Origin of the sequence: Streptomyces sp. CC224B (assembly GCF_030010595.1) — a bacterium.
GTDB classification, from domain to species: domain Bacteria; phylum Actinomycetota; class Actinomycetes; order Streptomycetales; family Streptomycetaceae; genus Streptomyces; species Streptomyces longispororuber.
On sequence record NZ_JASCXL010000148.1, the window covers coordinates 1 to 22,452 of the forward strand.

General features: G+C 75.9%; 21 protein-coding genes and 1 pseudogene. 7 read left to right on the forward strand and 15 right to left on the reverse strand.

From position 1 onward, the window contains the following. Positions 1 to 384: 384 nt before the first annotated feature. The gene (locus QK440_RS36835) at positions 385 to 840 is read right to left on the reverse strand and encodes a MarR family transcriptional regulator (RefSeq protein ID WP_282797629.1); all 456 of its coding nucleotides are present in this window, start codon (positions 838 to 840) and stop codon (positions 385 to 387) included. Between the two features lie 105 nt (positions 841 to 945). On the opposite strand from QK440_RS36835, the gene QK440_RS36840 reads away from it, so the two are divergent. Continuing rightward, positions 946 to 1,728, forward strand: a complete 783-nt coding sequence (locus QK440_RS36840) for a class III extradiol ring-cleavage dioxygenase (RefSeq protein WP_282797630.1) — start codon at positions 946 to 948, stop codon at positions 1,726 to 1,728. 101 nt (positions 1,729 to 1,829) lie between these two features. Here the strand turns inward: QK440_RS36840 and QK440_RS36845 are convergent, their stop codons facing one another. The 5 genes from QK440_RS36845 to QK440_RS36865 all read right to left on the reverse strand — a co-directional run bounded on the left by QK440_RS36845 (position 1,830) and on the right by QK440_RS36865 (position 7,474). Next, positions 1,830 to 2,495: an HAD family hydrolase gene (locus QK440_RS36845; protein WP_282797631.1), complete on the reverse strand. Its 666-nt coding sequence runs from the start codon at positions 2,493 to 2,495 to the stop codon at positions 1,830 to 1,832. 4 nt (positions 2,496 to 2,499) lie between these two features. Beyond that, positions 2,500 to 2,709 (reverse strand): hypothetical protein, encoded by a 210-nt coding sequence (locus QK440_RS36850; RefSeq protein WP_282797632.1) that lies wholly within the window; start codon positions 2,707 to 2,709, stop codon positions 2,500 to 2,502. 181 nt (positions 2,710 to 2,890) lie between these two features. Then, the gene (locus QK440_RS36855) at positions 2,891 to 3,820 is read right to left on the reverse strand and encodes an N-acetyltransferase (RefSeq protein WP_282797633.1); all 930 of its coding nucleotides are present in this window, start codon (positions 3,818 to 3,820) and stop codon (positions 2,891 to 2,893) included. Between the two features lie 73 nt (positions 3,821 to 3,893). Then, on the reverse strand, positions 3,894 to 6,020 hold the full coding sequence (locus QK440_RS36860; protein ID WP_282797634.1) for a glycosyltransferase family 4 protein: 2,127 nt from the start codon (positions 6,018 to 6,020) through the stop codon (positions 3,894 to 3,896). A gap of 257 nt (positions 6,021 to 6,277) precedes the next feature. Next, on the reverse strand, positions 6,278 to 7,474 hold the full coding sequence (locus tag QK440_RS36865) for a DUF418 domain-containing protein (protein ID WP_282797647.1): 1,197 nt from the start codon (positions 7,472 to 7,474) through the stop codon (positions 6,278 to 6,280). A gap of 421 nt (positions 7,475 to 7,895) precedes the next feature. Between QK440_RS36865 and QK440_RS36870 the strand changes: the two genes are divergently transcribed. Both QK440_RS36870 and QK440_RS36875 read left to right on the forward strand, forming a co-directional pair. Next, entirely contained in the window at positions 7,896 to 8,615 is a 720-nt protein-coding gene (locus tag QK440_RS36870) for a response regulator transcription factor (RefSeq protein ID WP_282797635.1), read from the forward strand. A 530-nt stretch (positions 8,616 to 9,145) separates the two neighbouring features. After that, complete coding sequence (locus QK440_RS36875) at positions 9,146 to 10,231, forward strand: sensor histidine kinase (RefSeq protein WP_282797648.1); 1,086 nt, start codon at positions 9,146 to 9,148, stop codon at positions 10,229 to 10,231. A gap of 140 nt (positions 10,232 to 10,371) precedes the next feature. Here the strand turns inward: QK440_RS36875 and QK440_RS36880 are convergent, their stop codons facing one another. Both QK440_RS36880 and QK440_RS36885 read right to left on the reverse strand, forming a co-directional pair. After that, entirely contained in the window at positions 10,372 to 10,902 is a 531-nt protein-coding gene (locus tag QK440_RS36880) for a hypothetical protein (RefSeq protein ID WP_282797636.1), read from the reverse strand. A gap of 69 nt (positions 10,903 to 10,971) precedes the next feature. Next, positions 10,972 to 11,631, reverse strand: coding sequence for a DJ-1/PfpI family protein (locus QK440_RS36885; protein ID WP_282797637.1), 660 nt, complete (start codon positions 11,629 to 11,631; stop codon positions 10,972 to 10,974). Positions 11,632 to 11,852: 221 nt separating this feature from the next. Between QK440_RS36885 and QK440_RS36890 the strand changes: the two genes are divergently transcribed. Then, positions 11,853 to 12,803 (forward strand): helix-turn-helix domain-containing protein, encoded by a 951-nt coding sequence (locus QK440_RS36890; protein ID WP_282797638.1) that lies wholly within the window; start codon positions 11,853 to 11,855, stop codon positions 12,801 to 12,803. 51 nt (positions 12,804 to 12,854) lie between these two features. Here QK440_RS36890 and QK440_RS36895 read toward each other — a convergent pair whose 3' ends face one another. Further along, positions 12,855 to 13,583 carry a class I SAM-dependent methyltransferase gene (locus QK440_RS36895; protein WP_282797639.1) on the reverse strand — a complete coding sequence of 243 codons (729 nt, stop codon included), beginning with the start codon at positions 13,581 to 13,583 and terminating at the stop codon, positions 12,855 to 12,857. 117 nt (positions 13,584 to 13,700) lie between these two features. On the opposite strand from QK440_RS36895, the gene QK440_RS36900 reads away from it, so the two are divergent. Beyond that, positions 13,701 to 14,561: a hypothetical protein gene (locus QK440_RS36900; RefSeq protein WP_282797640.1), complete on the forward strand. Its 861-nt coding sequence runs from the start codon at positions 13,701 to 13,703 to the stop codon at positions 14,559 to 14,561. A gap of 24 nt (positions 14,562 to 14,585) precedes the next feature. Here QK440_RS36900 and QK440_RS36905 read toward each other — a convergent pair whose 3' ends face one another. The 4 genes and pseudogenes from QK440_RS36905 to QK440_RS36920 form a co-directional block, all read right to left on the reverse strand. Then, entirely contained in the window at positions 14,586 to 15,563 is a 978-nt protein-coding gene (locus QK440_RS36905; RefSeq protein ID WP_282797641.1) for a hypothetical protein, read from the reverse strand. Positions 15,564 to 15,571: 8 nt separating this feature from the next. Further along, positions 15,572 to 16,069: a hypothetical protein gene (locus QK440_RS36910; protein WP_282797642.1), complete on the reverse strand. Its 498-nt coding sequence runs from the start codon at positions 16,067 to 16,069 to the stop codon at positions 15,572 to 15,574. 207 nt (positions 16,070 to 16,276) lie between these two features. Then, positions 16,277 to 17,176: a 2-dehydropantoate 2-reductase gene (locus tag QK440_RS36915; protein ID WP_282797649.1), complete on the reverse strand. Its 900-nt coding sequence runs from the start codon at positions 17,174 to 17,176 to the stop codon at positions 16,277 to 16,279. Further along, positions 17,171 to 17,680, reverse strand: a pseudogene (locus QK440_RS36920) (DUF6817 domain-containing protein); the annotation flags it as partial. The gene QK440_RS36915 and the pseudogene QK440_RS36920, both read right to left, overlap by 6 nt. A gap of 477 nt (positions 17,681 to 18,157) precedes the next feature. On the opposite strand from QK440_RS36920, the gene QK440_RS36925 reads away from it, so the two are divergent. Continuing rightward, complete coding sequence (locus QK440_RS36925) at positions 18,158 to 19,432, forward strand: cytochrome P450 (protein WP_282797643.1); 1,275 nt, start codon at positions 18,158 to 18,160, stop codon at positions 19,430 to 19,432. A gap of 7 nt (positions 19,433 to 19,439) precedes the next feature. Next, positions 19,440 to 19,982, forward strand: coding sequence for an isochorismatase family cysteine hydrolase (locus QK440_RS36930; protein WP_282797644.1), 543 nt, complete (start codon positions 19,440 to 19,442; stop codon positions 19,980 to 19,982). A gap of 46 nt (positions 19,983 to 20,028) precedes the next feature. Here QK440_RS36930 and QK440_RS36935 read toward each other — a convergent pair whose 3' ends face one another. Together QK440_RS36935 and QK440_RS36940 are read right to left on the reverse strand one after the other, a co-directional pair. Further along, on the reverse strand, positions 20,029 to 20,898 hold the full coding sequence (locus QK440_RS36935; protein ID WP_282797645.1) for a ferredoxin: 870 nt from the start codon (positions 20,896 to 20,898) through the stop codon (positions 20,029 to 20,031). Positions 20,899 to 21,075: 177 nt separating this feature from the next. Next, positions 21,076 to 22,452, reverse strand: a 1,377-nt coding sequence (locus QK440_RS36940; protein ID WP_282797646.1) for an ATP-binding protein, incomplete at its 5' end; no start/stop codon positions are given.

Consider the following 22,452-nt stretch of genomic DNA (forward strand, 5'->3'; position numbering starts at 1 on the left):
CCGCGCACCGGCCCGCGCTGGAGGCCTGGCTCGGGGGTCCGGACACCGCGCACCGAACGCCGTGCGCCCCGCACGACCACCCCCGGCACCCCCGCCCGTCCGGTCCCGGCATCCCCGCCCGTCCGGTCCCGGCACCTTCACCCCTCCGGTCCCGGCACCCTCACCCCTCCGGCCTCGACACCCCCGCCCGTCCGGTCCCGGCATCGTCACCCCTCCGGTTCCGGCATCCCCGCCCCTCCGGTCCCGGCACCCTCATCCGTCCGGCCCGGACGCCCTCACCCGTTCGGCCCGCGCACCCTCACCGGTCCGGCCCGCGCACGCCCCCCGTCCGGCCCGCGCGCCACCCGTCCGGCCCGCGCACCCCCGGACGGGGGGTGCGCGCCCTCACCCGCCCAGCCGCCGGGCCACCTCCCCGAGCCCCTCCTTGACCGCGGCGAGTTGCTCGGGCGTGAGGACGTCGACGAGGTGGGCGCGGACCACGCCGACGTGGCCGGGGGCGGCGGCCTCCAGGCGCCGGCGGCCCTCGTCCGTGAGGACGGCGTAGACCCCGCGCACGTCGTCGCGGCAGGAGCTGCGGCGCACCAGGCCCGCCTTCTCCAACTGCGTGACCTGGTACGTGAGGCCGCTCTTGCTGGTGACGACCACGGCGGCGAGCTCGGTCATGCGCAGCCGCCCGCCCTCGGCGGCGGAGAGCCGCACCAGTACCTCGTACTGGAGGTGGGACAGGCCGGACTCGTCCTTGAGCTGCTCCTCGACACGCCGGTTGAGCAGCGCCCCGGCGGTCAGGAAGGCCTGCCAGGCGGCCATCTCGTCGTCGTTGAGCCAGTGCGTCTCGGGCATGGGCCCAGCCTACGCCCTGTTGTTCAAATTCGAACAACCCAGTACGGTGAGGCGTGGTTCAAATTTGAACTTCACCGAAGGCCGTCCGTACCGAAGGAGCCGACCATGACCAGCGCAGCCCCGGAGCGCATGCCGTCCCTCTTCCTGAGCCACGGCGCCCCCACCCTCGCCGAGGACGCCGTCTGGCCGGGCGAGCTGGCCCGCTGGGGCGCCGAACTGCCCCGGCCGACGGCCGTCCTGATGGTCTCCGCGCACTGGGAGGAGGCCCCGCTCGCCCTCGGCGCCACCACCACCGTGCCGTTGATCTACGACTTCTGGGGCTTTCCCGAGCACTACTACGGCGTGCGGTACGCCGCCCCGGGCGCCCCCGCCCTCGCCGAGAAGGTGCGCAAGCTCCTGCGCGGCCCCGGCACGCCAGTGCAGGACCTGCCCGAGCGCGGCCTGGACCACGGGGCGTACGTACCGCTGCGCGAGATGTACCCGGACGCCGACGTGCCGGTGCTGCAGATGTCCCTGCCGACGCTGGAGCCGCGGCGGCTGATGAACATCGGCCGCAAGCTGGCCCCGCTGCGCGACGAGGGCGTCCTGATCGTCGGCAGCGGGCACTTCACCCACAACCTGCGGGCCATCAACCCCGGCAACCAGGTCCCGGCCGTCCTCGCCGAGTTCGACGAGTGGGGCGAGCGCGCCCTGGCCGCCGCGGACGTGGACGCCCTCCTGGACTTCGCGCACAAGGCGCCGGGCGCCCGCCTCGCCCACCCCCGCGAGGAGCACTTCGTCCCGCTCGCGGTCACGCTCGGCACGGCGGCGGACGACCTGCGCACCGCGCGCAGCGTCATCGAGGGCACCTGGCTCGGCCTGTCCAAGCGCTCGGTGCAGTTCGGCTGAGGCCCGGGGACGCGGAGGCCCGGGCGCCGGAAGCCCGTGGGCCCGGAAGCTCGTGGGCCCGGAGGCCCGGAGGCCCGGAGGCCCGGCAGCCCGGGACCCGCTCACCGGTCGCCGGTGAGGACCCCGCTGTCGATGTCCTTCAGGAGGTCGGCGGGGGTGCCGTACACGGCCGCGGCCCCGGCCTCCTCCAGGTCGTGCCGGGGGATGCCGCCGCAGAGCAGCCCGACGGCACGCACCCCGGCCCGGCGCGCCGCCCGCATGTCCCACACGGTGTCGCCGACGAACACCGCCTCGTCCGGGCCGCACCCGGCGATCTCCAGGGCGTGGTGGACGGGGTCGGGCGCGGGCTTGCCCGCGGAGACGTCGTCGGCGCTCGCGATCCCGGCGATCACGTCGTCGGCGTCGATGGCGCGGCGCAGCGCCGACAGTTCGCCGCCGCCCGCCGAGGTCGCGAGGACGATGCGCCAGTCGCGCTCGGCGAGGGCGTACAGGAGGTCGCGGGCGCCCTCCAGCGGGGCGAGCCGGTCGAAGTACGTGCCGTACAGCGTGGCGTGCGCGGAGCTGAGCTCCTCGTCGCGGTCGCGGTCACGGCCGTCGCCGAGCAGGCGGGCGACGAGGTCGCCGGAGCCGAGCCCGATGGCCCGGTGGATGTCGTGCGTGGCGACCTGCTCGCCCGCCTGCCGAAAGGCCTCCCACCAGGCGACCACGTGCAGGTGGTTGGTGTCGGCGAGGGTCCCGTCGACGTCGAAGAGCGCTGCGCGCGCCATGGTGCTACGCCTTTCCGCCGCTGCGACCGCGCCGGGCGTCCTCCTGCGCGCCGACGCTGGGGGTGAGCGTGTCCGCGGCCTCGCTGTCCCTCTCGGCGTCGCGGTCGTCCCCGAGGTGGCGGGTGGCCGCGTCCTCGGCCTCCTCGAAGACCTCATCCGCGGCCGTGTCCGCGGGCTTCTCGTCCTGGTGCCGGTGGTCGGGGCGGTGCGTCATGGCGTTCCTTCCGTACGAGGTCAGGACAGGCCGGTACGGGCTCCGGCGGCTCCCGCTCGGCGGGTCGCCGTGGTCCGTCCCGTCCCACCCTGCGCCGGATGGGACGCGGACACCACCGGAACGACCCGTACGTCTGTCCGTTCCGACTCGGACACGGGTGCCCCGGAGCCGCCCGGCTGAATCAGGGACGCCCGGCCGCGCCCCGGTGGCGCCAGCCCCGGTCCGTGCGCACCAGTTCGGTGAAGCCCAGCCGCTCCGCCCGCGCCAGGGCGGCCGTGTCCTCCGCCCTCTCGTAGGTGAGCAGCCGGTCGGCCCCGGCGAGCCGCAGCCACCGGGCGGCCCGGCCCAGGAGCCAGGCGTCCAGGCCGTCGACGCCGTGGCCGGGTGCGGTGGAGAAGGCGCCGATGTCCGCCAGCGAGCCGTTGCGGGCCTGCCGCTCGGGCCGGCCGAGGGAGGTGTCGACCTCGATGAACCCGAGGTCGCGCCCGTCCAGGCGGGCCGTGAAGCGGGTGCCGCACCCGCCGAGCGTACGCACGGCGGTCAGCCCCGGGTGCGGGGCCTCGGGCACCGGCAGGTCGGCCACGGCGGCGAGGAGGACGACCTCCGTGTGGCCCTCGTGCCGGAACCCGGCGCGTTCGTAGACCGCGCGGACGTGCGGCCAGGCCCGGGGCAGGCCGTACACGGCGGGCGCGGGCAGGGCGCCGTCGGCCTCGCGCACGCGCGCGCCCCAGCGGCCCAGTTGCGCGAGGCAGGCGCCCATGAGCAGGTCGGCGGCCTCGTCCGTGTCCGGCCGGAAGGGCGCGGCCGGGTGCGCGACGAACCACTCGACGAAACCCGCGCCCCGGTAGTCAGGGCCGACGTCGGCGCCGTCGCGGTAGCGCAGCAGGTGCGCGGCGGCCACGACGGACGACCGCTGCTCGGCGACGAGCGTCGTGCGCTCGGCCACCCAGGGGTCGACGATGAACTCGTCGGGTCGGCGCGCCAGTTCGCCGAGGACGGTGTTCACGGAGACGGAGACGCCGGGCACGACGGCGGCCACGTGGGCGTTCACCAGCTCGGTGAGCTGGTCGCGGTCGTCACGGTGGAAGGGGCGTACCTTCGCTGCGGGCATGGCGGGCCTCACTGTGCGGAGCCGGTCGGGCTCGTGGTCGTGGAAGCCGCCATGCGATGCGGTACGCCGCGCATCATACGGCCGGTTCGAGCGCCGGCGCCACGGTCACCGCCTTCAGCGCGAGGTTGTGGCCGGCCGTCAGGCAGGGGCGCAGCTCCACCACGCCGTCGGCGGTGGCGTGCCGGGCGACGGGGAAGGCGTCGGTGCGGCGCCGGTCCACGATGTCGCCGCGCAACCGCGCGATCCGGACCGTCTCGCCCTGCTCGTCGTACGGCTCCAGGCGCAGGTCCCAGGTGGAGCGGCCGCCCGCGTGCCGTGCCGCGTCGGCCAGCGGGATCTCGGCGGTGAAACAGCCCGCCTCGTCGACCCGGCAGCGGGCCTCGAAGGCGGTCTCGCCGCCGCGCAGGCGTGCCGTGAGGCGGTAGTGGTGGCCGCGCGTCACGTCGCCGTGCAGGGTGCCGGTCAGCGTGACGGCCTCCTCGCCGACGGCGAGGAACTCCAGCTCGGCGTGGCCCGCCCTGCTCCAGGTGCGCAGGGAGAGGTTGCCGTCCTGGGTGCGGTACGGCACCGCGGTGGCGAAGCCCGCGCCGGAGGGGTGCGGCGGCACGGTGGGCGCGAGCAGGCGCCCGGTCTCCACCAGGCCGGCCGGGGCCCGCCGGACGCGGCCCTTGTCGCGCCCGTGCCGCAGGTGGACGTTCCAGTACCCCTCGGCCATGGGGCGGCCGCTGCGGTGCAGCAGCAGCTCGACCTCGGGACCGGTGGAGCCGGTGACCTCGAAGGGCAGCCGCACCTCGGTGTCCTCGGTGCCGGCGCGCGGCTTGAGCAGGAGCTGCCAGTCGCCGCGCGGCAGGTCCGCCGTCGGCACGCGGAAGTACAGGGAGCCGTCCGGGGCCACGCGGCAGCCGACGGGGACGGGCGGCAGGCCCTTGCCGAGCAGGGCGGCCACGCCCAGGCGCTCGGCGAGGGCGCCCGCGCGCTGCCGGGGCGTGCGGGCGGGGGCCACCGACCGGGGCCGGGACCGGCTGGGCGCCGCCGTGCCCGGGCGGAGGTCGTCGATCAGCGCCTCGTACTGGGCGGCCATGTGCTCGGGCAGGAAGCGGCGCGTGGAGCGGATCGCGGCCCGGGCCATGCGGAGGCGTTCGGCGTCGTTCTCGATGAGGCGGCACAGGGCGTCGGCGATGCCCTCCTCGACGGCGGCGTCCGGGCCGCCCACCGGGACGAGCAGCCCGTCCTCGCCGTGCGTGATGATCTCGCGCGGCCCGTAGTCGCAGTCGGTGCTCACCACCGGCACGCCCAGGCGCATGGCCTCCACGATCGTCATGCCGAACGACTCGGTGGAGCTGGAGACGGCCGCGATGGCGCCCTTGGCCCACTCGGTGTCGATGGGCGAGTGCGGGTCCATCAGGAACACGTGGTCGTGCAGGCCGAGCTCGCGCACGCGGCGGCGCAGCTTCTCCTTCTCGCGGCCGCGCCCGTAGATCCGCAGGGTCCAGTCCGGGTGCTCGGCGGCGACCTTGGCGAACGCGCCGATCAGGCGGTCGTACCGCTTGACCGGGACGAGGCGGCCCGCCGCGACGACGGTCCGGGTGTCGCCGGAGGAGGGCTCCGTCTCGGGCGCGGGGCAGCAGTTGGGGATGTGGGTGAGGCGGGTGGCGACGTCGGGCAGCGCCTCGCGGTAGGCGCGCTCGTCGCCGTGCGAGACGGTCACGAACGCGTCCAGGCGGCCGAGGGCGGCGTCCTGGTCGCGGCGCAGCCGCGGGTTGTGGAAGTCGTGCGTGACGTGTTCCTGGCCGATGCGCAGGTGGTCGGCGCGGCCGTGCTCGGCGAGGAAGCACACCAGGTAGGGCCGGGTCGCGACCACCACGTCGGCGTCGGTGCGGCGCAGGTACTCGGCGAGCCGCGCCTCGCCGAGCGCGCTGGGCGGGGTCGCGCTCTTGTACGGGTGGTCGTGGCGGCACACGGTGCCGAGCCGCGCCTGGGCGGGGTCGTCGCCGTCGTACTGCCGGGAGCCGCGGCGCAGGTCGACGAGGGAGCGGAGGGTGACACCGGGGCCGAAGGGCAGGCTCGGGCGGTCGGCGGTGCGGTAGTACGAGACGATCTCGACCTCGTGGCGCCCGGCGAGCGCGGTGGCGAGGTTCGCCGTCGCGCGGATGGTGCCGCCGATGCCGTACGCGTTGTAGAGCAGGAAGGTGATCTTCATGAGGGAGGCTGTCCCGTGGCCCTTCGGTTTCGTCGACGCCCCGCGCGGGCCGGAGTGTTCGGCGCCGCGGCCGGGGTATTCGGTGTGTCGTGGTGCTTGTGATGCGCTAGATGCTGTAGATGGACTCTTGCCCCGAGATGTCCGTGGTCAGTAAACCCTCCACGGTGGGCGGGGCCGGAGGCATCCCGCCGGGGTCGGATCAGCGGCGCCGTTCGGCGGGAGGTACCCCCGCCGATCGGCGGGGGTCGCGGGGTGGGTCAGGGGACGCGGTCCGCGACGTGGGTCGCACGCCACAGGAGCCACTCCAGCGGGCCGCGCCGGAAGAACCGCGACCACAGCGCCGCGAACGCGGTCACGCCCGCGACGAAACCGAGCAGCACGCTCAGCGACGGCCCCGGCAGCTCCTCCAGGCCGAGGAGGCGAATGGCCAGGATGTGCAGCACGTACGCGGACAGGGACATGGAACCCACGGCGATGACGGGTCCGGCCGCGCGGCGCAGCCGGGGCAGCGCGTCGACGGCCAGGAGGCAGCCGGCCAGCACGGCCAGGGCCACGCCCGTGTTCGCCACGACGGACAGGGTCGTCTCGCTGTGCGGCGCGGCGACGAACAGCCAGCCCCAGGTGTCCTCCTCGGGCCAGCCCGCGACGTCCGACCACCAGGCCGTACGGGTGCCGTGCGCCAAGCCCGCGCCGTCGAGGGCCCGGGCGACGCCGGGCAGGTGGTGCAGCGCCAGCCAGGAGCCGCCGTACCCGAGGACGGCCAGGCCCGCGCCGGTCAGCGCGAGGCGGACGCGGACGGCGGTGGCCGTCACGTCCAGGCGCGCCACCGCCATGCCCGCCACGACGAAGGGCAGCCAGGACAGCGCCGGGTAGGAGCCGGTGAAGAGGAGCGACACCAGGCCGTCCGCCGTACGCGGCCAGGCGCCGGGGCCGGTCGAGCCGCCGCCGAGGGCGCCGTCCTCGTACACCGCGCGGACGATCAGGAACAGCAGTTGCGGCAGGACGAGGGCGGCGGCCGCGGCGATCTCGGCGAGGGTGCGCGCCGAGAGCCGGTACAGCGGCAGGACCAGCAGGAAGTACGGGCCGTAGAAGGCGAGGATCACCTCGACGGGCGTGCCGGTCATGGTGAGCGCGGTGCCGAGCGCGAGCAGGACGACGGCGCGGACGACGACCTTCGCGACGGCCCGGCGTCCGGCGCGGCCCCTGCGGGGCGTCCGGCCGGTCATGAGGACGACCGAGAAGCCCGCGAGGAACGCGAACAGCGCCGACGACCGGCCGTGCGCCAGCTCCATGAGGAACCCGCGGGCGCCGCCCGTTGTCGCCGGGTCGGGGCCCACGTGGGCCGCGTACATGCCGAAGACGGCGAGGCCGCGGGCGAGGTCGACGCCTATGAGGCGGCCGGTGGGGGGTGCCTGCGCGGGCGGCTGCGCGGACTGCTGTGCGGGGGGTGCCATTGCGGGCGGTGGTTTCACGGACGGGGGTGCGGGCGGCGTCGGCGCCGTGACCGGGGCTCCCGCGGAGGCCGCGGCCACTGCGTGCTCTGTCATGCCGGTCAGCCTCGGCGGCGGGCGCCGTGCGGCGTATCCGGCAGTCGTCCGGGGCCGCCCTGCCGTCAGGGCGCCCGCGCCCCCCGAACGGCTGGAACGGCCACGCCGGGTGGCGGCCGGCCGGGGCCGCCCCGGCGCGCGGCGGGCGACGCCGCCTAGAGTGCGGGCGGGGACGACCGGCTCCGCGGGCGGGAGCGCCGCGCCGCCGGTCACCGCCCGCGGCTTGGGGCGCCGCGCGGCGGGGCGCTCCCGCGGCGGCAGCACGGCGGGGCGGGTCCCCCTCGCGGGCACGAGCGCCGCGGGACGGCGACGGCGAGGCGGGACAGGCGTGATCCGGGTAGTAGTGGTGGACGACGAGGCGCTGGTGCGGTCCGGCTTCGAGCTCATCCTCAACGCGGCCGAGGACCTGCGCGTCGTCGCGACCGCCGCCGGGGCCGACGCCGTGGAGACGGTGCGGCGCGAGCAGCCGGACGTCGTCCTGCTCGACATCCGGATGCCGGACGTCGACGGCCTCACCGTGCTGCGGGAGCTGCGGTCGCTGCCGGGGGCACCGGTCGTGGGAATGCTGACCACCTTCGACACCGACGAGTACATCGTGACCGCGCTGCGGTCCGGCGCGGCCGGGTTCCTGCTGAAGGACACCGAGCCGGACCAGCTCGCGCAGCTCGTGCGGACCCTGGCAGCGGGCGGCGTCGTGATGTCCCCCAAGGCGTCCCGCTCCATGCTGCGCGCGCACCCCGGCCCCGGCGGCGGCGCGGACGGCGCGGACCGGGCGCGCGTGGCCCGCCTCACCGGCCGCGAGCGCGACGTCCTCGTCCTCGTCGCCGAGGGCCTGACCAACGCCGACATCGGCGTCCGCCTGCACCTCAGCGCGGGCACCGTCAAGGACCACGTGAGCGCCATCCTCACCAAGCTCCGCGTCACCAGCCGGGTCCAGGCCGCGCTCCTCGCCGAACGCGCGGGGCTGCTGGGCGGGGCGCCCGGCGGCGCGGCGTCCGGTGGCGGGGCACCCCGACCCGGCGGGCCCGCGGCGCGGGAGGCGCGGTGAGGCGGGGCACGGACGGTCCGGAGCCGGGCGGCGCGGACGCCTGCGGCGCGGAGGCGGGCTCGGCCCCGGCGCAGGGCGCCGAGGCGGACAGCGCGGACGCGGACCTGCCGCGTGGGGCGGCGCTTCCGCCGGGCGGGGGCGGAGACGGGACGCCGGACAGACACGGGATGCCGGACCGGGACGGAGACGGGGCGCCGGACGGCGCCGAGACGCCGGACAGGAACTGGCGCGGGACGCCGGACGGCGGCAGGACGCCGCGCGGGGCGCTGGGCAGGGACGGGACGCCGGACCGGGACCGGGACGGGACGCCAGACGACGATGCCACGCAGGACTGGGCGCCGGACCCGGGCGGGGACGGGACGCCAGACGGCGACGCGACGGAGGACGGGGCGCCGGACCCGGACCGGGACGGGACGCCAGACGGTGACGCGGTGCAGGACGGGGCGTTGCGTAGGGGCGGGGTGCCGGATGGCGTGACCGTGGTGGCCGGTGCGGGGGGCGTGTCGGGGCGGGAGCGGTTGCGGCGGGTCCTGCCCCGGATCGCGGACGTCCTCGTCGTGGTGTGCGCGGCGGTCGACATCTGCCTCAATCTGTACGACGGCGGCGCGGGCGTCCTCGCCTGCGCGGTGGTCGCCTGTGCCGCGCTCGTGGCCCGGCGCCGCCTCCCGCTCGCGGTGTTCCTGCTGACGCTCCCGGCGGCGCTGACGCTGGAGATCCTGGTGGCGCCGCTCACCGCCCTGTTCACGCTGGCCGACCGGAGCCGCGACCGCCGGCTCCTCGCGGTGTGCGCGGTCCTCGCGGCGGCCGCCATGGCCAGCCCGTGGCCGGTGACCGACCTCGCCTCCGAGGACCGGACCTGGACGGCGATCTACTTCGTGTACACGCTGGGGACGGCGGCCGCGCCGGTGCTGCTCGGCCAGCTCACGCAGGCCCGCCGTGACCTGTCGCGCCGCCTCGCCGAGATCGAGGAGGCGCGCGAGCACGAACGCACGCTGCACGCCCAGGCCGTGCTCGCCGAGGAGCGCGCGCAGCTCGCCCGCGAGATGCACGACGTCGTCTCGCACCAGGTGTCGCTGATCGCGGTGCGGGCCGGCGCCTGGCAGGTGGCGGCCAAGGACGCGGACTCGCGGGAGGCGGCCCGCACCATCCGCTCGCTGAGCGTCAGCACGCTCGACGAGCTGCGCCACATGGTCTCCCTGCTGCGCGCCTCCGGCGGCCGGGCCACCGAGCTCACCCCGCAGCCCACGCTCGCCGACCTGAAGGCCCTGGTCGCCTCCAGCGGCATCGACGCGGAGCTGACCGGCGCGCTGCCCGAGGACATCGCGACCCCCGCCCAGCGCACCGTCTACCGCACCGTCCAGGAAGCCCTGACGAACGTACGCAAGCACGCGCCGGGGGCCCGCGCCCGCGTCCACCTCTGGGACGACGGGGAGGAGTTCGGCGTGACCGTCACCAACACCCCGCCGACCCGTCCCTCGCTGCCGCTGCCTGGCTCCCACCAGGGCCTGATCGGCCTGCGCGAACGCGCGGAACTGCTGCACGCCACGTTCCACGCGGGCCCCACGCCCGACGGCGGCTACCGCGTCCGGCTCGGCGTCCCCGCCGCGGACGGCTGACCGCGCCCGGCCGCACGAGGTGGCCCGCCGGGCGACGGGGGACGGCACCGACGGCGCCGTGTCCGCCCGGCGGGCACGTCTTCCCGCGAGCATGGGGCACGGGCACCGGCCCCCGCCAGAGCCGTGCCGTATGTGCGGCATCAGGCTCCGGTCGTGGAGCCGGGCCTGACGATCATCAGGACCGTGACGGTCGCCCACAGCACGTTGAAGACACCTGTGTACGCACCGAGTAGAACGCTCGTTCTGGCATCAGGTTGTACGACGACCCCCCGCCCCGCGCCGTCCGCGGCCTCGGCCGCACCCGCACCCGCGCCGCCGCCGGCGGTGGTGGCGGTGAGGGCCGCGAGCGCCGCCTCCTGCCGGGGCAGGAGGAAAACCAGCAGGATCAGGGCGGCCAGGAACGTCAGCGCGATCGACACGATCAGCCAGACGCTGCCCAGGACGTCCATGCTGCTCGCGGTGGCGAAGCCGAACACCACCACGGCGATGCCCAGTCCGCCGTACACGCGGCAGATGCGGTGCAGCGTCCGCAGGGTCGTGACCGGGCGCGCGTCGCCGGGCGCGGCCAGCGCCTCGCGCAGGACCCTGGGGAACATGCTGGCGGCCACGGTGACCGGGCCCACGGCGACGATCGCCGCGAGGACGTGCAGGACCAGGAAGAGTTTCGTCATCACAGAGCTTTCGGACTCACGGGGCCGCTGGGCACCCGGGTGACAGGGGCGGGCCGGGTCGGGGCCGGGTCAGACCGGCACGGGCTCGGCGCCGGTCTCGCGCCAGACGACGCCCCGGCGCTCGTAGGCGAACAGCTCCTCTACGGCGTGCGCGACCCGCGGGCCGTGGGCGCGCTCCAGGAGGTGCAGGCCGAGGTCGAGCCCCGACGTGACGCCGCCGGCGGTGACCAGGTCGCCGTCGTCGACGACCCGCGCCCGGACCGTCCGGACCCCGAGCCCCGCCATGGCGTCCAGGGCGTCGTGGTGCCCGGTGGCGGGGCGCCCCTTGATGAGCCCGGCCAGCGCCAGGAGCAGCGAGCCGCCGCACACGCTGGCCACGGTCACGTCGGGGCGGGCCAGCGCCTCGCCGAGCAGCGCGGGCAGTTCGGTGCGCGCCGCGCGCCCGAGCCGCGAGGGGATGCTGTCGTCGTCCGGCCCGGTCTGCTCGCTCACTCCGGCGGCGCCGGGCAGCAGGATCACGTCGGCGCACCCGGGGTCGAGCTTCGCCGTGGCCGTGAGGCCGACCGTCTCCAGGCCGGCGGGGACCCGGCGCGGACCCTCCGCCGAGACCAGCTCGACGGTGACCGCGCCGCCGGTGGCGAGGCCGCCGGCGTGCAGGATCTCCACGGGTCCGAGGACGTCCAGCGGGTCGAAGCCGTCGAAGAGCACTGCCTGTACGTGGACGCGCATGCGGGGGTTCCGTTTCCGTGTCGAGGGGCTCGGGCACCGCCGAGGCTAGCCAGGGCCGGTCCCGCCCCGACAGCGGCAGGAATGACAGCTTTCAACGGGATATCGCCAGGGGCGGTGAAGGGGCCACCCGCCTGGAACGGGCTGGTGGGCGCGGGGCGGCGACCGGCCGGTGAGCGGTGGGCGGGCTTGGCGGAAGTCCGGCGGTGGCGTACGTTGCCGCCATGCACACGGTCGCCGTCCTCGCACTGGACGATGTCATCCCCTCCGATCTGGCCATGCCGATCGACGTGTTCGCCCGGACCCGGCTGCCCGGGGAGCGGGCGGGCTACCGCGTGCGGGTGTGCGCGGCCACGGACGAGGTCGACGCGGGCGCGTTCTCGCTGCGGGCGCCGCACGGCTTGGACGCGCTCGCCGACGCGGACACGGTGGTCGTGCCGGGCGTCCACGACCCGTCGGCGCCGGTGCGCGAGGACGTCCTCCGGGCGCTGCGCGCCGCGGCCGCCGCGGGCACGCGGATCGCCTCCATCTGCGTCGGTACGTTCGTCCTCGCGCGGGCCGGGCTGCTGGCGGGGCTGCGGGCCACCACGCACTGGTACGCGGCGGGCGAACTCGCCGCGGCGCACCCGGACATCGACGTCGACCCGGACGTGCTGTACGTGGACAACGGCCAGATCCTCACCTCCGCGGGGGCCGCCGCCGGGATGGACCTGTGTCTGCACATGATCCGCCGCGACTACGGCTCGGCGGTCGCCGCGGACGCCGCGCGCGCGTCCGTGATGCCGCTGGAACGCGAGGGCGGCCAGGCCCAGTTCATCGTCAGCCTGCCCCCGGCGAGCCCCCGCGGCCGGGCCCTGGAACCCCTCCTGGCCTGGCTGGAGGAGAACGCGGCCCGGGAGCTGACGCTCGACGACATCGCCGCGCACGCGGGCCTGAGCAGCCGTACGCTGCTGCGCCGCTTCCGCGAGCAGACCGGCACGACACCGCTGCAGTGGCTGCACCGGGCGCGGGTCCGCCGGGCCCAGCACCTCCTGGAGACCACCGCCCACCCGGTGGAGCGCATCGCCGCGCAGGTCGGCTTCGGCTCGCCGACGGCGTTCCGGGACCGCTTCAAGCGGGTCGCGGGGGTCAGCCCGCAGGCGTACCGGAGGGCGTTCAGCAGCAGTGGGGCCTGAGCGGGCCGGATCGCTCGGCGGGTCCGAGCCGCCCGGCCGACCCGGCGGGCCTCACGCCTTGCGCGCCACCACGAGCCGCCAGTGGGGGCTGCCGTCGGTGCGGCGCCCGAACTCCTCCAGCGGCCGCAGCTCCACCGCGAACCCGGCGCGCTCCAGGTCCGCGCGCACCCCGGCCAGCGGGAACGTGCGGTAGTACATGACGAAGCGGGGCCGCCACAGGGCGTTGCGCACCCGCATCGCCGCGTCGAAGCCGAGCATGGCCCAGTACCACGGCGACGTCGGGGGCGGGGGCGCGCCGAGCGGGAAGGCGAACAGCCCGCCGGGGCGCAGCGCCCGGTGCACCTGGGCGAAGAGCCCCGGCCGCTCGGCGGGCAGGAAGTGCCCGAACGCGCCGAAGCTGACCGCCAGGTCGAAGGCCTCGGCGAACGGCAGCGCGCGGGCGTCGGCCCGCACCCAGTCGAGCGCGGGACGCCCCCCGGGCGCGGTGACCGCGGCCCGCGCCCGGCCGAGCATCCCGGCGCTGAAGTCGACGCCCGTGACGCGTTCCCGGCACAGCGGCAGCAGCGCCTCCACCCCGGCCCCGGTGCCGCAGCACAGGTCGAGACCGGCCGGGAACGGGCCGAGCGGGCGCAGCGCCGCGGCGGTCGCGTCCAGGATGCGGTCGGGGGTGCGGAACGGCGTGTGGTCGAACGTGGGGGCCAGCAGGTCGTAGCCGTGCTCGGTGGACGACAGTGCCTGCGCGGCCAGGTCGCGCAGCGAGGGACCCTGGGAGGTGAACACCGGCACAGCCTAGTGAGTCGGCGTGGCCGGGAACCGCCACACGGTCTACCGGTCCGGCGACGGCGTCGGGTACAGCTTCGACTGCCGCTTCCCGCACTCACCTCACGGAGGTCCCCCATGCGCGCACGCACGGCACCCGACGGCAGCGGTCCGGCGATGAGCGAGATGGCGGGCAAGACCCGCTTCGACGACATCTACGACCGGCCCGACCCGCGGGCGTACTTCCGCCGCCTCGCGCCCTTCGCGTACGAGATACCGCAGCACGCCCAGGGCGTCTTCCGCCGGACGCTCGCCGAGCGGGAGCGGAGCGCTCCGCCCGGCCCCGGCGCCGAGCGGATCACGGTCCTCGACCTGTGCTGCTCGTACGGCATCAACGCGGCGCTGCTCAACCACGACCTCACGCTCGACGACCTGTACGCGCACTACACGGGTGAGGAGGCGGGCCGCTTGACGGTGAGCGAACTGCTCGACCGCGACAAGGAGTTCTACGCCGCGCGCCGCCGGGCCGACGCGGTGCGGGTCGTCGGCGTGGACACCTCGGCCGAGGCCACGGCCTACGCCCTGGCGGTGGGGCTGCTCGACGAGGCGTACGCGGAGAACCTGGAGCGGGTGCCGCCCAGTCCCGGCCTCGTCCGGGCGCTCGGCCGCGTCGGCCTGCTCACCGTCACCGGCGGCGTCGGCTACGTGTCGCACCGCACCTTCGACGCGCTCCTCGCCCACGTCCGGCTGCCGCTGTGGGTGAGCGCGTTCGTGCTGCGCACGGTCCCCTACGACCGCATCGCCGAGTGCCTCGCCGCACACGGCCTGACCACCACGACGGACCCGGAACGCCTCTACCCGCAGCGGCTGTTCACCGGCCCCGAGGAGCAGCGGGACGCCGTCGCCCGGGTCCTGGCCGCGGGCGACGACCCCACCGGCCTGGAGGCGGCGGGCCGCTACTACACGCGCCTGTACGCGTCGCGGCCCCGGGCCGCCTGACCGGCGGGCACCGGGGCGCCCGGGTCAGGTCGTGCCGCGCCGGGCGCCGGGCCGCAGCTCCACGCGGACCGTGTCGTCGTCCTCGACGACGAACGTCGCGTCCCGGCCCTCACGCCAGCCGACCGGCAGCACGTAGTAGCGGTGGTCGCGCTCCACCAGCAGCCGGAGGCCGCTGTAGCGGTACCGGTAGTGCAGGCCCCCGCCGAGGTCCTCGGCCACGACACCGGGGCCGGTGAGGCTCAGCCGCTCCGCGCTGAGGACGACGACGGCCACCCGGTTCACCAGGTGGTCCGCGGCGCGGCGCGCGTCGCGGCGGCCCAGCTCCCCGGCCGCCAGGGCCACGACCCACATCAGGAACACCCCGGCGACCGTGAGGGCCGCCGCCCGCTCCCACGCCCGCCGCCCGCGCGGCGCGCGGGCCGTCGCCGCGGAGGTCTGGCCGAGGAGCAGCCCCGCGGCGACGCACAGGGGCGCGACCCAGTGGTAGGGGTGCAGGACCTGCCACAGCGTCATGAGGAGGACGCCGACGGCGATGAGGAGGGGGTGCAGCCGCGCGAAGGCGTGGCCCCACGCGCGGGCGGTCCCGACGCGGCGTTCGCCCACACCGAGCACGGCCATCAGCTCCGGGACGTGCGGGATCAGAAAGAGCACCGCGAGGGAGGCGAACACGGGGAGCGTGACCAGCCGCAGGCTGCGCAGCGCGAACTCCAGCGAGTCGAAGCCGATGGCGAACGTGCCGAGGTGGAAGTGGCTGTAGAACGCGTCGACGTAGAGGTAGCCCGCGTACAGCATGAGCCCCACCGCGAACGAGCCCGCGCCGAGGGCGGAGTTGGCGTACTCCAGGCGTCCCCCGGTGTCGGCCGGGGGCTGCGGGCCGGGCGTGGGGCGGGGCGTGCGGGCCGGTGGCGTGCGGGCCGGGCCGTGGGCACGGCGCCGGGCGGACAGACGCGCTCCGGGCGCCCCGGGTACGGCGCGGCGGGGCCGCTGCGGATCCGCTGCCATCGCCGCCGTCAGGACCCGTCGCCGGTCGCGGGCGGGAGGCTCGCGGACTCCGCGGGCGAAGGCGAGGGGACACAGGAGGCGGGGGTGTCGCCGCAGACCCCCGGCGGCGGAGCGGTGAGGTCGGGCGTGCCGTCCGTGGTCGGGGGAAAGCCGCCGCCGTCGCCGCCGGTGTCCCCGCTCGGGTACACGCCGGAGCCGTTCCCGCCGTCGTCCCCGCCGCCCGGGGCGACCGGAGGGGCGGAGACCGGCGGGATGTCGTCGCCGCCCTCGCCGCCCTGACCGCCCTGACCGCCCTGACCGCCTTGTGCGCCGCCGGTGGTGTCCGGGCCGTCCCCGTCGGGGCCGCCGGGAGGTGCGGCGGTGGGCGCGGACGCCGGGAGTCCCGAGCTGTCGCGGGGGTTCGCCGGATCCGCGCCGCCGCCTCCGCAGCCGGCCGCTCCCGTGGCCAGCGCGGCGGCCGCGAGGCACAGGGCGCCCGTCCGCCTGACGCGTCGTGTTCCGCGCATCGCATCCCCCTGACAGCCGGTGTGCGTGCTGTCTGCCGACGAGGATCCCACCGCGCCGCGCGCCCCGCACCACCCTCCCCGGCCCGACGTAGAGAATTCGCGCCGCACGGCGGACGGGCCGGGACACCCGTGCCGTACGCCGTCCGGTCAGCCGGTGCAGCCGGTCAGTGGGGGCAGCCGGTCAGTGGGGGCGGCCGGTGCGGGCGGTCAGTGGGGGCCGAGGTCCTCGACGAGGCGCCGGGCGACCGGTGTGGCGATCCGGTGGCGGGCGGCGGCCCGGAGCAGCGCCCCGCCGATCGCGTCGAGCTCCAGCGGGCGGCCCGCCTCGGCGTCGCGCTGCATCGACGACCGGGTGTCCGGCGGGAAGCTGTCGTACAGGGCGAGGACCTGGGCCGGGTCGGTGGCGGCACCGCAGGCCCGGGCGACCGCGGCGGCCTCCTCGACCAGCGCCACCAGCTCGGCGCGGTGCCGGTCGCGCACCTCGCCCGCGGTGCGGCGGTGGCGGGTGGTGAGCAGGGCGAGCGGCGCGAGGAACGCCAGTTTGGCCCAGAGCATGGCGGTCTCGTCGGCCCGCACCTGGACCCGGGTGCCCGCGGCGCGCAGCACGTCGGCCAGGGGTGCCAGGCGCTCCGGCGGGCCCGCCAGGTCGATCTCGGTGAAGGGGCTGTTGTGGGTGATCACCCCGGGGGCGGTGCGGGCCGACTCGACCCGGATGACGCCCGGCACCACGCACCTGGAGGCGAAGTGGGCGCGCAGCGCGGCCGGGTGCTCGACGCCGTTGAGCAGGGGGACGACGGTGCCCGTGGCGAGCATGGTGTCCGGGACGCGTGCCAGGGCGTCGGCCAGGGCGGTGTGCTTGACGGTCACCAGGCACAGGTCGGCCGGCTCCCGCAGCGCGGTGTCCGCCTCGACGGGTACCGCGAAGTCGCCGAACTGGCGGCTGCCGACGCGCAAAGGGCCCTCGCGGAGGGCCTGGACCGTACGCTCGCCCGCCACGCAGACGACGCGGTGTCCGGCGCGCGCCAGGAGCCCGGCGAGGAGGCCGCCCACTCCCCCGGGGCCCAGTACGGCCACCGTCCAGGGGCGGTCCGGGGGCGCGGGGGCCAGGACGCGCTGAACGTCCTCCCGGGCGGCCGGGCTCAGCAGGGGCCGCAGCCGGGTGAGCAGCGCGAGCAGACCGTCCCCGTGGGCGGCGCGGAAGGCCGGGTCCTCGGCGGCCAGGTCCAGTTCGTTGGCGGCGGTCAGCTCGGCGAGGTCCGCGCGTTCCCGGGCCGGGAGGACGGAGGTGGCGCCGGTGAAGCGGTCGCGGAAGGGCCCGGTGGGCTCCGCGAGGGCCGGGTAGGTGGCGGCGCGGTCGCAGCTCGCGTACCGGTGGACCAGCGCCTCGGCCTCCGCGCCGATGACGGCGGCGAGTTCGCCGCGGCGCGCCGGGGGCAGCAGGGCGGTGGCGAAGCCGTCCGTGCCGTACGCGGCGTGGCACAGGCCCGCGAGGCGCAGCGCGTCGCGGGCGCCCCAGGCGGCGAGCCGGTCGTGGACGCGGCGCAGGTGGGTCAGGAGGGTGCCGCCCGGGTGGGCGATGTCCCCGGCGCCGAGCGCGCGCAGCAGCGCCAGGGCGTCGGCCGCCTCGGGGGTGTGCGGCGGTGCGGTCCGGAGAGCGTCCGTGGGTGTGGTCCGGGGAGTGTCCGTGGGTGTGTTGTTCCGTGGTGTGTGCAAGGGGACCGTCCTTCCAGGAGGTGGCGGGTCGGCACCCGCCTCGCGCCGCCGCGGTCCGGATCCGCGGCGGGGAGGCGGGTTGCCGCCCTGGGCCCGTAATGATCTTCAGCGCCGCCCGGCCCCAGGTCAATCCTCGGATTCTGTCGCCACACCCAAGCCAGAGCTTGGGTCTCGGGACGCCGAGCGGGAGGCGGCGGGTCTGCGTACGCTGAGGACGAGCCGACGCCTGAAGCGGGGCATAAGGGATGTCTCGTATGACACGCGGCCGCATACGGGACATAAGGGCAGCGGGCACCAGACATACCGACGATCACACCGGGCACGCGGACATCCGCACACACATACGCAACGCATCCGCGACCCCAGGAGGACCGAATGCTCGACAGCACGTTGCCGCTGCTCTCCCAGGGCTACGCCTGGCTCCCCGACCTCACCCGCAAGCAGGGCGGCGGGGTCGTCCGCACCAGGCTGCTCGGCAAGCCCGCCGTGGCCCTGCGCGGACCGGCGGCGGTCGCGTTCTTCTACGACGAGGCGCACGTGCGCCGCCGGACGGCCCTGCCCGAGCCGATCCTCAGCACCCTCTTCGGCCACGGCGCCGTGCACACCCTCGACGGGGAGGAGCACCGGCGGCGCAAGGCCCTGTTCGTGTCCCTCCTCACGGACGCCTCCGGTGTCGCCAGGCTGGCCGAGCACGTCGCCGAGGAGTGGGAGCGGGCCCGCAAGGACTGGCGCGGCGGCTCCCGGGTGACGCTGTTCGACGAGGTGAGCCTGCTCCTGACCCGGGCCGTCTGCGCCTGGACGGGCGTCCCGACGGAGCCGGAGGACGAGGTGCGGCTCCTGGCCCGGGACCTCGTGGCCATGGTGGACGGCTTCGCGACGGCGGGGCCGCGGCACTGGCGGGCCCGGCGGGCCCGCGCCCGTCAGGAGGAACGGCTGGCCGGCCTGATCGAGGAGATCCGCCGCACCGACCCCGCTGCCCCTTCGGCCCCTTCGGCCCCTTCCGGCCCCTCCGGCCCCTCCGGCAGCGACGCCGCGGAGCCCGCCACCGCCCTGCGGGCCGTCGCGGCGCACCGGGACGCCGACGGCCGGCTCCTGGACGCCCGGACCGCGGCCGTCGAGATCCTGAACATCCTGCGGCCCACCGTCGCCGTCACCTGGTTCACCGTGTTCGGCGCCCACGCCCTGCACCGCAAGCCGGAGCTGCGCGCGCCCCTCGCGGAGGACCGCGACGGCTACGCGCGGGCGTTCGCGCACGAGGTGCGCCGCTTCTACCCGTTCGCGCCGTTCGTCGCCGGGCTCGCGCCGCAGGACGTCGAGTGGCGCGGCCAGCACATCGCGGAGGGCACGATGGTCCTGCTCGACCTCTACGGCCAGAACCACGACCCGGAGCTGTGGAACGACCCCTACACCTTCGACCCGGAGCGGTTCACCGGGCGGGAGCCGGGGCGCGACGAGCTGGTCCCGCAGGGCGGCGGCGAGGTCTCCGGCGGGCACCGCTGCCCCGGTGAGGACGTCACCCTGGCGGTCCTGAGCACGCTGCTCCCCCGCCTTGCCCGCCTCGACCACCGCGTGCCCGGGCAGGATCTGCGCATCCCGCTGCGCCGGGTGCCGACGCTGCCGCGCAGCGGCTTCGTCATCGAGCCCGTCTGAGCCCGCCATGGCCGACACCGCTCTGATCGTGGTCGACATGATCAACACGTACGACCACCCGGACGCCTCCGCGCTGGTCTCCTCCGTGCGCAGGGCCCTGCCGTCGATCACGTCGCTGATCGAGCGGGCCCGCGACGCGGACGTCGACGTCATCTACGTCAACGACAACTTCGGCCTCTGGCGCTCCCACCACGACGAGCTCCTCCAGGAGGCGCTGCGGGGTCCGCACGCCGACCTGGTGGAGCCCGTCCGGCCCGACGACACCTCGCTGTTCGTCGTGAAGGCCCGGCATTCGATCTTCTACGAGACCCCGCTGACCTATCTGCTGTCCCGGCAGGGGATCACCCACATCGTCCTGACCGGGCAGGTCACCGAGCAGTGCGTGCTGTACTCCGCTCTCGACGCCCACATCAGGCACCTGAAGGTGACGGTGGCGCGGGACGCGGTGGCCCACATCCACGAGGACCTCGCCGAGGCCGCCTTCCGCATGATGGAGCTCAACATGGGGGCGGACGTGGTGCCCGTGGACAGCATCCGCTTCGAGGGCTAGCGGGCGCCCCCCCGGGCCGGACGGCGGCCCGGGGGGGGCGCCCGTCTCACCAGCGCACGGCGGTGAAGTCCACGGGCCGCGGGCGGAGCGTCCGCGTGCGCTCCGCGAGGCCGCGCAGCCGGCGGGACATCTCGTCGGCGGGCAGGCGGCGCCGGTCGCCGTGGCCGGGCAGCACCCACTCGAAGCGCAGCCGCCCCGCGGTCCTGGCCAGGGACGCGGCGAGGACCTCGATGGAGTACCAGGTCACGCTCTCCGCGACCTCCAGGTCGCCGGTGGTGCGCGACCAGTAGAAGCTGTCGCCGCTGAAGCAGTACCGGTCGTCGGCGAGGTAGAGCACGCTGCCCCGGGTGTGGCCGGGCAGGGGGTGGGCGGTGACGCCCTCGCCGATCTCCCGCGCGTCGAGGCCCCGGATGACCTGGTCGGCGTCCGGGGCGGCGTCGAGGTCGCCCTCGTGGATCCACAGCCGGGCGCCGAAGTGGTCGGCGTAGCGGCGCCCGTGCGCGGCGTGGTCGCGGTGGGTGAGCAGCACGTCCGTGACGGGTCCGGACGCCGTCCAGCGGCGCGCCAGTTCGCGGCTCCAGCGCGGGGTGTCGATCATCATGAGCGTCCCGGAGGGCCGCCGCAGCAGATAGGAGTTGGCCCCGGCGGTGTGCGTCGCGTTGTGGCCGCAGAGCAGGACGCCGTCGTCCAGGGCCAGCGGGAAGGGGTCGAGCTCCTGGTCCGCCCGCCCGGCGGCGGGCCGGATCGAGCGGGTGGGGCAGGCGAAGACCGCGGCGTGCAGGCGGCGGTTCTCGGCCTCGTCGCGCGGCTGCCGCAGGACCCGCGACTTCCCGTCCACCTCACCGATCAGTTCGGGCGCGTACTGCCGGGCGACGTCGCAGTTGGTGCAGCGGTCGTCCACGTACCATCCGTCCACGGCCGGGCTCCTCTCCGGAAGAACGGGGTCGGGTAGAACGTTCGTCCCAGAGATATCCCAGGTGTGCGCGAAACCGGTAGACGGTACCGATCTGGACATTGCGCTCCCACGGCGCTCTGACGCTTCACCAAATCCGGATCAGTCCGTACAAAGCGGCCCAGAACCGTCCTTCACCCGTCACCCGTCACCCGGGGACGGCGTCCGGCTGAGCCGTGCGCCGTCCGGCCGGTCGTCCGAGGGTGCCTGCGCGTGGGGACGGTCGGGGACGCGCGGCAGGACGAGGACCATGGTGAGGCCGCCGCCGGGGGTGTCCTCGGCGGTGAGGGTGCCGCCGAGGGCCTCGGTGAAGCCGCGGGCGACGGCGAGGCCGAGGCCGACCCCGGCGCCGCGCGGGGCGTCGCCGTGGCGCTGGAAGGGCTCGAAGATGCGCTCCTTGGCGTCGTCGGGGACACCGGGGCCGCGGTCCACCACCCGCAGTTGCACCTGGTCGGCCGTGGTGCTCGCGGTGACGAGGACGGTCGCGCCCGCGGGGCTGTACTTCAGGGCGTTCTCTATGACGTTGGCGACGACCCGTTCGAGGAGGCCCTTGTCGGCGGCCACCATCGGCAGGTCCTCGGGGATGTCGAGGTCGACGTTCCCGGCGGGCACGGCCAGGGCGTCCAGGGCGAGCGGAACCACTTCGTCCAGGTCGAGTTCGCGGATCAGCGGCGTGACGGTGTCGGTCTGGAGGCGGGACATGTCCAGGAGGTTGCCGACGAGGTGGTCGAGCCGGTCGGCGCCCTCCTCGATCGCTTCGAGGAGGGCGGCCCGGTCCTCCTCGGACCACTCGACGTCGTCGGAGCGCAGGCTGGACACCGATGCCTTGATCCCGGCCAGCGGGGTGCGCAGGTCGTGGCTGACGGCGGCGAGCAGGGCGGTGCGGATGCGGTTGCCCTCGGCGAGCGCGCGGGCCTGCTCGGCCTCGGTGCGCAGGCGCTGGCGGTCCAGGACGACGGCGGCCTGCGCGGCGAACGCGCCGAGCACGCGGCGGTCCTCGGCGGTCAGCACCCGGCCGGTGAGCGCCAGGGACATCGAGGCACCCATCGGCATGTCGACGTCGGCGTGTTCGGGGCGCTCGACGTGCGCCCGCGTGCCCACCCCGGCCGTACAGGTCCAGGGCGCGAGGTCGTGCTCGCGCTCCAGGAGGGCCACCGACTCCATGCCGAAGGTCTCGCGGACGGTCTCCAGGAGGGAGCCGAGGCTGTTCTCGCCGCGCAGCACGCTGCCCGCGAGGTGGGAGAGGATCTCCGACTCGGCGCGCAGCCGGGCGGCCTGGTGGGTGCGGCGCGCGGCGAGGTCGACCACGGAGGCCACCGACACCGCGACCGCGATGAAGATGACGAGGGCGACGATGTTCCTGGAGTTGGAGATCAGTACGTGGTGGACGGGTGGCGTGAAGTAGTAGTTGAGCAGCAGGGAGCCGAAGGCGGCGGAGGCGAGCGCCGGGAGCATGCCGCCGAGCAGGGCCGCCGCGACCGTCAGGGTCAGGAACAGCAGCATGTCGTTGGCGAGCCC

Coding starts and splice junctions, on each gene's coding strand:
- QK440_RS36910 (WP_282797642.1), bottom strand. CDS start 16,069: ATGCGCGGAACACGACGCGTCAGGCGGACGGGCGCCCTGTGCCTCGCG.
- QK440_RS36835 (WP_282797629.1), bottom strand. CDS start 840: ATGCCCGAGACGCACTGGCTCAACGACGACGAGATGGCCGCCTGGCAG.
- QK440_RS36890 (WP_282797638.1), top strand. CDS start 11,853: ATGCACACGGTCGCCGTCCTCGCACTGGACGATGTCATCCCCTCCGAT.
- QK440_RS36880 (WP_282797636.1), bottom strand. CDS start 10,902: ATGACGAAACTCTTCCTGGTCCTGCACGTCCTCGCGGCGATCGTCGCC.
- QK440_RS36930 (WP_282797644.1), top strand. CDS start 19,440: ATGGCCGACACCGCTCTGATCGTGGTCGACATGATCAACACGTACGAC.
- QK440_RS36850 (WP_282797632.1), bottom strand. CDS start 2,709: ATGACGCACCGCCCCGACCACCGGCACCAGGACGAGAAGCCCGCGGAC.
- QK440_RS36860 (WP_282797634.1), bottom strand. CDS start 6,020: ATGAAGATCACCTTCCTGCTCTACAACGCGTACGGCATCGGCGGCACC.
- QK440_RS36885 (WP_282797637.1), bottom strand. CDS start 11,631: ATGCGCGTCCACGTACAGGCAGTGCTCTTCGACGGCTTCGACCCGCTG.
- QK440_RS36855 (WP_282797633.1), bottom strand. CDS start 3,820: ATGCCCGCAGCGAAGGTACGCCCCTTCCACCGTGACGACCGCGACCAG.
- QK440_RS36845 (WP_282797631.1), bottom strand. CDS start 2,495: ATGGCGCGCGCAGCGCTCTTCGACGTCGACGGGACCCTCGCCGACACC.
- QK440_RS36905 (WP_282797641.1), bottom strand. CDS start 15,563: ATGGCAGCGGATCCGCAGCGGCCCCGCCGCGCCGTACCCGGGGCGCCC.
- QK440_RS36840 (WP_282797630.1), top strand. CDS start 946: ATGACCAGCGCAGCCCCGGAGCGCATGCCGTCCCTCTTCCTGAGCCAC.
- QK440_RS36925 (WP_282797643.1), top strand. CDS start 18,158: ATGCTCGACAGCACGTTGCCGCTGCTCTCCCAGGGCTACGCCTGGCTC.
- QK440_RS36865 (WP_282797647.1), bottom strand. CDS start 7,474: ATGGCACCCCCCGCACAGCAGTCCGCGCAGCCGCCCGCGCAGGCACCC.
- QK440_RS36900 (WP_282797640.1), top strand. CDS start 13,701: ATGCGCGCACGCACGGCACCCGACGGCAGCGGTCCGGCGATGAGCGAG.